The organism is Leucobacter sp. M11 (assembly GCF_035726885.1).
In the GTDB taxonomy this organism is placed as follows: Bacteria; Actinomycetota; Actinomycetes; order Actinomycetales; family Microbacteriaceae; genus JAPFRB01.
In genome coordinates this window covers 602,209-613,462 of record NZ_JAPFRB010000003.1, presented here as the reverse complement: position 1 = coordinate 613,462, position 11,254 = coordinate 602,209, and the positions used below count along the sequence as shown (strand labels likewise).

The following is an 11,254-nucleotide window of genomic DNA, read 5'->3' as shown; positions in this document are numbered from 1 at the left end:
AGATCGCCGAGCGGCTCGCCGAGGTGCAGCTCCCCGAGCGCGTCGCCCGGCAGTTCCCCTCGGAGCTGTCCGGCGGGATGCGGCAGCGGGTCGCCATCGCCGCCGCGCTGACGGCCGAGCCCCGGCTCCTCATCGCCGACGAACCCACCACCGCGCTCGACGCGAGCACGCAGGGCGAGGTCCTCGATCTGCTCCGCGCGCTCCAGGACCGGCACCAGATGAGCATGATCCTGATCAGCCACGACCTCGAGGTCGTCCGCGGGCGCGCCCACGAGGTCATGGTGATGCGCGACGGCACCGTCGTCGAACGCGGCGACACCGAGCGCGTCCTCTCCGCGCCGGAGCACGCCTACACGCGGGCCCTCATCGCCGCGAACCCGTCCCTCGACGACGCGCTCCTCCCCGAGACCCCAGCGGCAGAGCCGCTCCTCGTCGCCTCCGGCCTCGGCAAGAGCTTTGGCTCCTTCGCCGCGCTGGACCGGGTCGACGTCGCGGTTGCCGCGGGCGAGGTCGTCGCCATCGTGGGCGAATCCGGCTCCGGGAAGTCCACCCTGGCACGGTGCATCGCCGGGCTGGAACGCCCCGACCGGGGCTCGGTCACCCTCGCCGGGGAGACCCTGCCGCCGGGTCGCCGGGGGCGCACCCCCGGGCAGATGCAGATCGTGTTCCAGGACCCCTACTCGACCCTCAACCCGATGTTCACCGTCGGGCAGTCGCTCCGCGAGGCGCTCGCGGCCGCCGGCCGCCCCGCGAGCGAGGTGCCCGGGCTCCTCGAACTCGTCGACCTCGACCCGGCCCTCGCCGAGCGGCGTCCGGCGCAGCTCTCCGGCGGACAGCGCCAGCGGGTCGCGATCGCCCGCGCGCTGGCTCCCCGGCCGCGGGTGCTCATCTGCGACGAGTCCGTCTCCGCGCTCGACGTCTCCGTGCAGGCCCAGATCCTGGCGCTCCTGGGCCGCCTCCGCGACGAGCTCGGCCTCGCGATGCTGTTCATCACGCACGATCTGGGTGTCGTCGCCCGGATCGCGAGCCGCGTGCTCGTGCTGCGCCGCGGCTCCGCCGTGGAGCAGGGCAGCGTGCACCGCGTCCTCCGCGAGCCCCAGCACCCCTATACGCAGCTCCTCGTCAGCTCCGCACGCCACGAGGGCTCCGCTGAATCCCACTCACCCTCGACGAAAGCAGAGTCATGACCGAGGTCACCGTCCGCACGATCACCGCAGCCGCCCCGAGCCTGCCCGAGCCCCTGGCCGCGGGACTGCCGCCCGAGCGGGCCGAGCTCTGGTCCGTCGAGCGCGCCTTCTGGACCCCCGAGGTGCACGTGGCCGAGGACGCCGCCGGCACCGCGGTGGGTGCGCTCCTCATCGCGGGCCGCCCGCTCACCTCGTCCCGGACCGTCGTGGACGTGATCGCCCCGGACGCGACGGTGTTCGAGCGGCTGCTCGGGGCCGCGGTCACCGGCGCGAGCGAGGGCGGTGCCCTCGCCGTGAAGTTCACGGAGCGCCCCGAGCTTGCCCCGCTCGACGCGGACTCGCGGGCCGCGCTCAGCCGCCTCGGCTTCAAACAGGATCAGGTGCCCGTCTTCTCCGTGCCGAGCACCCGCGGCGCCGTGCTCGGCTGGTCGCGGTGGGCCGGGGCCCGGCCGAGCCGGACCATCCCCTACTACGGACAGACCACCGATGTCACCTGCGGCGCGGTCACCGCGCTCATGTCACTGGAGGCGGGCGGGGCTGGCACCTTCGGCCCCACGAGCGGGGATGCCAACCACGCCGCGGAGATCGCCTTCTGGCGCACCGCGACGAATCTGCCCGCGGTCGAACCGGTCTCCCTCGCGGTCTCGACCGCCCAGGCCACGAGCGCCCTCGGCCTGCCCTTTGGCACCCCGACCGTGTTCCTGAGCGAGCCGGGCCCCGTGCTCCTCGAGTGGTACCGGGATCAGCCCCACGAACTCACCCTCCGGACCCAGCTCCAGGCGGATTCGTTGCGCACCGCGCAGGAGCTCGGCATCGAGATCCGCCGCGAGTGGCTGAGCACCGAAGACCTCGTGCGGGCCGTCGCGGCGGGCAACGACGTGTTCCTCCTGATCGACCTCGACCCGCTCATCCAGGACCCGACACCGCACTGGGTCCTGGCCAGCGAGGTGCTCGACGGGCACGTGATCGTCTTCGACCCCTGGGTGGAGAGCGAGCACGGCGAGACCTGGGTGGACAGCCACGCGCTCCCGCTGCCCGCGGCCACCGTGGACCGCATCACCCGGTGGGGAGACCCCGCCTACCGCGGCGTCGTCGTGGTCCCCCGGCTGACCTCGTAGGTCCGGGCCCTGCGGGGTGGGCTTGCCCAGCCCCGCAGTTCCCGGCCGGCGGCGCGGCTTAGGCGCCGGGGTTCGCCTGCTGGGAGTACAGCTCCGCGTAGGCCCCGCGCTTCGCGAGCAGCTCCTCGTGCGTGCCGCTCTCCAGGATGCGTCCCTTGCCGAGCACGTAGATCGTGTCCGCATCGCGGACCGTGGAGAGCCGGTGGGCAATGGCGATCGTGGTGCGGCCATCGCGCGCCTGGTCGAGCGCGTCCTGCACGACCCGCTCGCTGACGGTGTCGAGCGCGCTCGTTGCCTCGTCCAGGATGAGCACGGGCGGGTTCTTCAGCAGCACGCGGGCGATCGCGAGGCGCTGTTTTTCGCCTCCGGAGAGGCGGTAGCCGCGCTCCCCGACCACGGTGTCGAAGCCGTCTCGGAAGCTCGCGATGGTGTCGTAAATGTTCGCGCTCTTGGCCGCGGCGATGAGTTCCTCGTCCGTGGCGTCCGGCTTCGCGTAGCGGAGGTTCTCGCCGATGGTGGCGTGGAACAGGTAGGACTCCTGCGTCACCATGCCGACCTGGTCCATGAGCCGCTCCTGCGCGAGCTCCTTCACGTCGTCGCCCGCGAAGCGGACCGTGCCGGACTGGGCGTCGTAGAGGCGCGGGATCAGGTAGCTGACCGTGGTCTTGCCGGAGCCGGAGGCCCCGACGAACGCGACGAACTCGCCCGGCTCGATCTCAAAGGACAGCTGGTCGAGGGTCGGCGGGTCCTCTGGCTCGGCGTCGGGGTAGCGGAAGGACACGTCCTCGAAGACGATCCGCCCGGCGTCCGGCCCCGTGGCGCGGGGGGCGCGGGCGTTCGGGGCGTCCACGAGCGCGGGCTTCAGGTCCAGGTACTCGAAGATCCGGGCAAAGAGCGCGGAGGAGGTCTGCAGGTCGAGCGCGACGCGCATGAGCCCCATCATGGGGAACAGGAGTCGGGACTGGATCGTGGTGAAGGCGACGATCGTGCCCGCCGTAATCCCGACGTCGCCGCCGAGGATCAGCCAGCCCGAGACGAGGTACACGACCGCGGGGACGCTCGACAGGAAGATGTTCACGAGAGCGAAGAAGCCCTGCCCGCTCATGGCCTGACGCACCTGCAGGTCGATCTGCGTCGCGTTCTCATCCGCGTAGCGGGCCGTCTCCTCGCCCTGCCGGGAGTAGGTCTTCGCGAGCAGCACGCCCGAGACGCTCAGCGCCTCCTGCGTGATCGCGGTCATCTCGGACAGCGATTCCTGGGTCTTGCCCGCGATGCGGGCCCGGATCTGGCCCACCCGGCGCTGCGCGATCACCAGGATCGGCATGAGCAGCACGGCGACGATCGTCAGCTGCCAGCTGAGCACGATCATCGCGGCGAAGGCGGCGATCACGGTCACGGTGTTGCCGATCACGCTCGACACGGTGTTGGTGAGCACGCTGGAGACGCCGCCAACGTCGTTCTGCAGCCGGGACTGGATCACGCCGGTCTTCGTCCGGGTGAAGAACGCCAGCTCCATCGACTGGAGATGCGAGAACAGCTTGATGCGCAGATCGCCCATGACCCGGTTGCCGACCTTTGCGGTCAGCAGGGCCTGCCAGAGGCCAATCGCGGCGGAGACCACGAAGATCAGGATCATGCCGCCGACGAGCCAGCCGAGGACGGTCATGTTCGGGCCGCCCTCGCCGAACAGGCCCCGGTCAAAGACCTGCTGGGTGATCAGCGGCGGGATGATGCCGAGCGCGGCGGACACGAGTACGAGGGCGATGATGACGAAGAGCTGGCCGCGATAGGGGCGAAACAGCTCCCAGATGCGCCTGCCGATCTCTGGGATTTTCGGCGCGGCCTCGTTCTTCTTGCGCTGGGCCTCAAAGTCGCCCCCGGAAACCCGTCCCCCGCCACCGCGTCCGCCACCCATGCTCATGTCAGTGATCGTAGCGCGCCCGGGCACGGAACGGGCGGGGTTTCACGTGGAGCGGAGCGGCGTGTTCCTCGCGCGGCATGCGCCGGGCCCGAACCGGGCTCGCGCGGGTCCTCCCGCGGGCCCAGGGCGTGCGGGGCTCAGCGGCGCGGCAGTCCCGCCGCCCAGGCCTCCAGCCGCTGCTGCCCGGCGGTCGTGCCGAGCTCCGCCCGGAAGGCCGGGGTGCTGTGGGCCAGGAACAGGACGTTGAAGAGCAGCTCCGGCGCGGAGGCGCTCGTGCCCCGGGCGAGCAGCTGCGGTTCGCCGTCGCTTAGCTCGATCCGAATGATGTCCAGCGGTTGCCGGACCACCCCGTCCAGCGTCATGCGGTCCGCCGCGTCCAGCAGCCCGCTCGCCGGGGTGCCCGCGTTGAGGCGCTGCGCGGTGACCGAGCGCACCCGCGCCCAGGGGATCTCGCGGTCGACCCCCGCGGCGTGCACCAGAATCGCGTTCGGTCCGACCGTCACACCGGCGGGCCGCTCGCCAAAGCTTGCTCCGCGCCGGGAGGCGCGCAGGGACAGCCCGGCCGCGCTGAGCAGGGCGACCCCGAGGAACCCCAGTACCACGCTCACCACACTGACCAGGATCGTCTGACCCGCGGCCAGGGGCAGGCCGATGAGCCCGAGCGCGCCGAGGATGCCCGCGACGCCCGCGCCCAGGGCGAGCGCGCCGAACAGCGCCAGGCCGACCACCCCGGCGGCGCCCGCGCCGCGGATCCGGAACAGGTGCGCCCAGTTGTCGGCGGGTCGGAACCCGGCCGGGCTCACGGTCACGACGTTGATCAGCGCCGGCAGCTGCCGTTGCGGCCGCCCCAGCCGCACGAGCAGCAGCTCCAGCGCACCAATCGCGCCGAGCACCATCGGGGGCGCCCAGCTCTGCGCCGGGGTCTCGGCGGGGGGCACCCAACCGAGCAGCCGGGTGCCCGCCATGAGCACGGCCACCGTGACCAGCACGACGCCGGAGCCGAGGAGCACCCGACGACCGAATCGGGCCCGGATCGCTTCCCGCCCCCAGGGCCGGGGCACCGGCAACGGCTCAGCGCCGATGCCTGGGTGGTGGGCGCGTGCGTCGGTCATGGTGGGCTCCTGTGTCTGGCCGGCACGCGGGCCGCGCGCGGGTCGGGGGCGGCTCGGGGGCGGGGGCGCGGACGGGGGCGCGGCGTCCGGGCGACCGGGCAGCCGTTCCCCCGGCCCCCCGGGTTCTCGGCCGAGTTTAGCGGGCCTCCTCGGCGCTCGGCCCCGGGTGCTCCCCCGGCGCCGGGCGCGCCGGGGCATCGGTGTCTGAGTCGGCCTCGGACGCAACCACGGGGATCGCGCCGGTCGCGGTCTCCGGCTCGGCGGTGTCCTCCAGGCCCTCGCCCGCGAACTGGGTCATGTAGAGCGTGTAATACGCCCCGCGCGCGGCGAGGAGATCCTCGTGCCGGCCCTGCTCGACAATGCGGCCGTCCTCCATCACGAGGATCGTGTTGGCGTCCCGGATCGTGGAGAGCCGGTGCGCGATCACGAAGGAGGTGCGGTCCGTGCGCAGCGCGGCCATCGCCTGCTGCACGAGCAACTCGGTGCGGGTGTCCACGGACGAGGTGGCCTCGTCCAGAATCAGCAGCGAGGGGTTCGCGATGAAGGCGCGCGCGATCGTGACGAGTTGGCGCTCCCCCGCGGACAGGCTCGTCGCGTTCTCCTCGAGCACGGTGTCGTAGCCTTCAGGCAGCTGCCGCACGAAGCGGTCCACCATCGTGGCCTCGGCCGCGGCGATGACCTCCTCGTCGCTCGCGTCGAGCCGCCCGTAGCGGATGTTTTCGCGGATCGTGCCCTCGAAGAGCCACGCGTCCTGGAGCACCATCCCGATCTGCCCGCGCAGCTCGGCGCGGCTGAGGTGCGTGATGTCGCGGCCGTCGAGCAGAATCCGCCCGTCCGTCAGCTCGTAGAAGCGCATGATCAGGTTCACGAGCGTCGTCTTGCCCGCGCCCGTGGGACCCACGATGGCGACCATCTGGCCGGGGTTTGCCTCGAAGCTGAGGTCCTCGATCAGCGGGGTCTCCGGGTCGTAGCGGAAGGCGACGCGATCGAACTGGACGTGGCCGTCGGTCCGCTCTGGCAGCGACTCGGTGACCGTCTCGTCCTCCTCTTCCTCGGCATCCAGGAGCTCAAAGGTGCGCTCGGCCGAGGCAACGCCCGACTGGAGCATATTGGCCATGCCCGCCATTTCGCCGATCGGCTGCGAGAACTCGCGCGAGTACTGGATGAAGGCGGTGGCGTCACCGAGGCTGATCTGCCCAGAGGCGACGCGGAGACCGCCCACGACCGCGATGAGCACGTAGGACAGGTAGGACACGAAGGTCATCGAGGGCATGATCATGCCGGAGATGAACTGCGCCCCGAAGGCGGCCTTGAACAGCGACTCGTTCTTCTGCTCGAACTCCGTCGCCATCACCTCGTCGCGGTTGAAGACCCGTACCAGCTCGTGCCCGGAGAAGGACTCCTCGATGTGCCCGTTGAGCACGCCCGTGTTTTTCCACTGGGCGGAGAACAGCTTCTGCGCCCGCACGCCGATCACCCCCGCGATGATCCCGGACAGGGGCAGGGCGATCAGCGCGATCAGCGCGAGCTGCCAGGACACGATGAACATCATCGCGGTGATACCGAGCACGGTGAGCACGGACTGGACGAGCTGCGAGAAGGCCTGTTGCAGGGCGGACTGGATGTTGTCCACGTCGTTCGTGACGCGGGAGAGCAGGTCACCGCGCTGGCGGCTGTCGAAGTAGCGCAGCGGGAGCCGGTTGAGCTTCTCCTCGATGTCCTGACGGAGCTTGTAGACGACCCGCATGACGAGGCGGTTGAGCACGTAGCCCTGCGCCCACATCAGGAAGGAGGCCACGAGGTACATCGCGAGCACCGCGACGATCAGCTGGCCGAGGCGGGCGAAGTCGATGCCCTCACCGGGGACCACGGAGGTGCCCTGCAGCATGTCCGCGAAGCGGGCGTCCTCGGGGTCGCCGGACTGGCGCAGCCCCTCGATCACGGTCTCCAGCGGCACGCCGGCGGGCAGGGGCTTGCCCATGAAGCCGTTAAAGATCACGTCCATCGCGGCGCCGAGGACCTTCGGCGCGAGCACGGTGAGCACGACGGAGCCCGTCACGAGCAGGAAGACGACGACCATGCCGAGCCGCTCGGGTCGGAGCAGGCCGACGAGGCGCTTCGCGGAGGGCCAGAATGCCTGGGCCTTGCGGACCGGCTGCTCGTCGAACATGCTGTCGCCGGAGCTCTGGTACGCGGCGAACTCGTCGACGCCGTCCACCTCCGCAGACTCGACGGTGGTGTCGGGCTTGGGGTCGCGGTTGTTCTTCGCCACGGTTATGCCACCTCCTCGGCGCTCAGCTGCGATTGCACAATCTCCTGGTACACCCGGCTGCTCTCCAGCAGTTCCTCGTGGCTGCCGGAGCCGACGATCGCGCCGTCATCCAGCACGATGATCCGGTCGGCCTCCGTGATCGTGGAGACGCGTTGCGCGACGATGATCACGGTCGCGTCACCCGTCGCGTCGCCGAGCGCGGCGCGAAGCCGAGCGTCCGTGGCGACGTCGAGCGCGGAGAACGAGTCGTCGAAGAGGTAGACGCGGGGCTGCGCCACCAGGGCTCGGGCGATCGAGAGCCGCTGGCGCTGCCCGCCGGAGACGCTCGTGCCGCCCTGGCTCATCGGCTCATCGAGGCCCTTCGGGCGCTCTTGGACGAAATCCGCGCCCTGCGCGACGCGCAGCGCCTCCCACAGCTCCTCGTCCGTCGCGCTCTCGCGGCCGAAGCGGAGGTTCGAGCCGATGGTGCCGGAGAACAGGTAGGGCTTCTGGGGGACGAGGCTCACGGCCTCGGCGAGCTGGGCGCGGGTGAGCTCGTTCACGGGCGCACCGTCGATCGTGATGCTGCCCCGTTGCGGGTCGAAGAGCCGCAGGAGCAGGTTCAGGACCGTCGTCTTGCCGGAGCCGGTGGAGCCGATGATCGCGGTTGTTTTGCCGGGCTCGGCGACGAAGCTCAGGTCGCGGATGACGGGCAGCTCGGCCCCGGGGAAGCCGAAGCTCACCCCGGAGAACTCGACCCGGCCCGCGTCGGGCGTCGGGCGGGTGGGCGCGCTCGGGAAGCTCTGGGAGCCCTCGGTGTCGAGCAGCTCACGGATGCGCTCGGCGCAGACCACGGCGCGCGGGATCATCATCACCATGAACACGCCCATCATCACGGCCATCAGAATCTGGAGCAGGTACTGCAGGAAGGCGGTCAGCGCGCCCACGTTGACGACGCCGTCCTCCACCCGGTGCCCGCCGAACCAGAGCACGGCGGCGGTGGCCAGGTGCAGCACCATCATGATGACGGGGAACATGAGCACGAAGATGTTGCCCACCCGGAGCGAGACCTTCGTGATGGCCTCGTTCGCCCGGCGGTAGCGCTCGGACTCGAAGGGCTCGCGGACGAAGGCCCGCACGACGCGGATGCCCATGATCTGCTCGCGAAGCACGGAGTTAATGCCGTCGATCCGGTCCTGCATGACCCGGAACATCGGCAGGAGCAGGTACACGAGGAAGGCCACGACCACGAAGAGGATCGCGACGGAGGCCCACACCAGCCAGGACATCCCGGCGTCCTCGCGGAGGGCCATGATGATGCCGCCGATGCACATGATCGGGGCGGAGACCATGAAGTTCAGGGCCATGAGCACGAGCATCTGGATCTGCTGCACGTCGTTCGTGCCTCGGGTAATCAGGGTGCCGGCGCCGAAGCGGGTGGTCTCGAGCACGCTCAGCGAGGAGACCTTCGCGTAGACCTCGGCGCGCAGGTTCCGGCCGATGGCCATCGCGGTCTTCGCGCCGAAGTAGACGCCGCCGATCGCGGCGGCAACCTGGAGCAGGCAGACGGCGAGCATGAACGCGCCGGTGCGCCAGATGTAGTCGGTGTCCCCGGTCGCGACGCCGTGATCGATGATCTGCGCGTTCAGGCTCGGCAGGGTCAGCGTCGCGATCGTGGAGATCAGTTGCAGGATGAAGACGGCGACGATCCAGCGCCAATAGGGTTTGGCGTGTCGCAGGGTCAGCGAGAGCAGTGCCACGGGAGTCCTTCGGGTCGGGCGACTGGGTGGCGAAGTGCCGGTTGATTGCCTGGTCTCGGCGCGAGCACGGAGCCGGTCCCCCCAGTCAGAGGCCACCCGTGTTCTCGGAGCGTAACAAAGCGGTTTTTCTCGTGCAAGCTCCGGGCGTCAATTCCCGGCAATCTCCTCCCGTGGGAGGAGGCGGGCGCGCCCACGGACGGCCCCCGCCGCCCCTCAATCCCGGCGCTGGGTGTCGAGGAAGCCCGCGATCTTGCCGATGGCATCCTCGAGCGTCGCGACGTCGGGCAGGGTGACGAAGCGGAGGTGGTCCGGGGTGGGAAAGTTGAAGCCGGTGCCGTTCGTGACCAGGATGCCGGTGGCCCGCAGCAGCTCAATGACGAAGGCCTGGTCATCCGCGATGGGGAAGCGTTCGGGGTCGAGCCGCGGGAAGAGGTACAGCGCGCCCGCCGGCCGCACGCAGCTCACCCCCTCGATCTCGTTCAGCAGTCGATGCGCCGTCTCGCGCTGCACGGCAAGCCGTCCCCCGGGGGCGATCAGGGCCTCGATCGGCTGCGGCCCGGTGAGGGCGGCCGGGATCGCGTACTGGGCAGGCGTGTTCGCGCACATTCGCATGTTCGCCAGGAGGCTGAGCCCCTCCAGGAAGCTCCGCGCGCGCTCCCGGTTGCCCGAGAGCACGAGCCAGCCGCTCCGGAAGCCCGCGGCCAGCCAGGCCTTCGACAGGCCGCTGAAGGTCACGCAGAGGGTGTCGGTGACGTGCGTGGCCGCGTGCTCGTGCCGCGCCCCGTCATAGAGGATCCGGTCATAGATCTCGTCCGCGAGGAGCAGGAGTCCGTATTGTTCGGCGAGGCTCGCGAAGCGGCGCACGGTCTCGGGCGGATACACCGCGCCGGTGGGGTTGTTCGGGTTAATGAGGACGAGGGCGCGGGTACGCGGGGTGATCAGCGCCTCGATCGCGTCGAGATCGGGGGCCCAGCCCGCGGACTCCACGCAGGGGTAGTGCACGGCGCGGCCGCCGGAGAGCGTGACCTGCGCCGTCCAGAGCGGGTAGTCGGGCGCGGGCACGAGCACCTCGTCGCCCGGGTCGAGCAGGGTTTGCAGGACGAGCGAGATCAGCTCGCTGACGCCGTTGCCGAGGAGCACATCGTCCGGGCCGACCCCGGCCACGCCGAGGCTGCGGTAATACTCCGCGACCGCCTCGCGCGCGGGGAGGACGCCGCGGGAGTCGCTGTAGCCCTGACCGTCCCCCGCGAGCGCGCGCGCGACGGCCTCGACAAGCGCCTCCGGGGCGCGGAAGCCGAACGGGGCGGGGTTGCCGATGTTCAGCTTGGTGATGGTGCGACCCTCGGCTTCGAGGCGCTCGGCCTCCCGCAGGATCGGGCCCCGCACGTCGTAGCGGACGCGGTGCAGGCGCGCGGCCTGGGTGATCTCGTGACGCTGCGGCATGGGGTCCAGCATAGGGCCCGGAAACCGCCATTTTCGCCCCGAAACGCCCCGTGTGCCGCAGAAGATACGTTTTTGGCGTCGCACCGACCCCGAAACCCGGGGTTTCCACGGACCGTGCCCTGCTCGCTCACCGCGCCGACGAGGGGTGGCTGGGGAGGCGGGGGACTCCGGGGGCGCAAAAAGCGGATGCCGCCACCCCGAGGGGTGACGGCATCCGCCAAGTGAAAAGAAACTTACACGAGCTTGACGGTCGCGCCAGCCTCTTCCAGCTTGGTCTTGGCGGCCTCGGCGGCCTCCTTGGCAGCGCCCTCGAGGATAGCCTTGGGGGCCTCCTCGACGAGAGCCTTCGCCTCGCCCAGGCCGAGGCTGGTGAGCTCGCGCACAGCCTTGATGACCTGGATCTTCTTGTCGCCGGCGGACTCGAGGACGACGTCGAACTCCGTCTTCTCCTCGACCTCTTCA

The 11,254-nt window shown here is 70.6% G+C and carries 8 protein-coding genes; 2 read left to right on the top strand and 6 right to left on the bottom strand.

All coding sequences use genetic code 11. The features are described 5' to 3' along the window. Both OOT08_RS11285 and OOT08_RS11280 read left to right on the top strand, forming a co-directional pair. On the top strand, nt 1-1,187 hold a 1,187-nt coding region (locus OOT08_RS11285), incomplete at its 5' end, for an ABC transporter ATP-binding protein (RefSeq protein ID WP_325092730.1). Then, the gene (locus tag OOT08_RS11280) at nt 1,184-2,305 is read left to right on the top strand and encodes a peptidase C39 family protein (RefSeq protein WP_325092729.1); all 1,122 of its coding nucleotides are present in this window, start codon (nt 1,184-1,186) and stop codon (nt 2,303-2,305) included. The genes OOT08_RS11285 and OOT08_RS11280, both read left to right, overlap by 4 nt. 58 nt (nt 2,306-2,363) lie before the next feature. Here OOT08_RS11280 and OOT08_RS11275 read toward each other — a convergent pair whose 3' ends face one another. From OOT08_RS11275 to rplL, 6 genes are all read right to left on the bottom strand, one after another. Beyond that, entirely contained in the window at nt 2,364-4,226 is a 1,863-nt protein-coding gene (locus OOT08_RS11275) for an ABC transporter ATP-binding protein (protein WP_442916223.1), read from the bottom strand. A 137-nt stretch (nt 4,227-4,363) separates the two neighbouring features. Further along, nucleotides 4,364-5,338, bottom strand: a complete 975-nt coding sequence (locus OOT08_RS11270; RefSeq protein WP_325092728.1) for a hypothetical protein — start codon at nt 5,336-5,338, stop codon at nt 4,364-4,366. A 136-nt stretch (nt 5,339-5,474) separates the two neighbouring features. Then, complete coding sequence (locus tag OOT08_RS11265) at nt 5,475-7,610, bottom strand: ABC transporter ATP-binding protein (protein WP_442916222.1); 2,136 nt, start codon at nt 7,608-7,610, stop codon at nt 5,475-5,477. 2 nt (nt 7,611-7,612) lie between these two features. Beyond that, a complete protein-coding gene (locus tag OOT08_RS11260) occupies nt 7,613-9,349 on the bottom strand; it encodes an ABC transporter ATP-binding protein (protein ID WP_325092727.1) in 1,737 nt (578 codons plus the stop codon). A 213-nt stretch (nt 9,350-9,562) separates the two neighbouring features. Next, nucleotides 9,563-10,792: a pyridoxal phosphate-dependent aminotransferase gene (locus OOT08_RS11255; RefSeq protein ID WP_325092726.1), complete on the bottom strand. Its 1,230-nt coding sequence runs from the start codon at nt 10,790-10,792 to the stop codon at nt 9,563-9,565. Between the two features lie 233 nt (nt 10,793-11,025). Continuing rightward, nucleotides 11,026-11,254 (bottom strand): 50S ribosomal protein L7/L12 (rplL, locus tag OOT08_RS11250; protein ID WP_325092724.1); only part of this gene is annotated, 229 nt, incomplete at its 5' end.

Bases quoted from the DNA above. Each gene is read 5' to 3' on its own strand.
- OOT08_RS11280 (WP_325092729.1), top strand. From the start codon at position 1,184: ATGACCGAGGTCACCGTCCGCACGATCACCGCAGCCGCCCCGAGCCTG.
- OOT08_RS11275 (WP_442916223.1), bottom strand. From the start codon at position 4,226: ATGAGCATGGGTGGCGGACGCGGTGGCGGGGGACGGGTTTCCGGGGGC.
- OOT08_RS11270 (WP_325092728.1), bottom strand. From the start codon at position 5,338: ATGACCGACGCACGCGCCCACCACCCAGGCATCGGCGCTGAGCCGTTG.
- OOT08_RS11255 (WP_325092726.1), bottom strand. From the start codon at position 10,792: ATGCCGCAGCGTCACGAGATCACCCAGGCCGCGCGCCTGCACCGCGTC.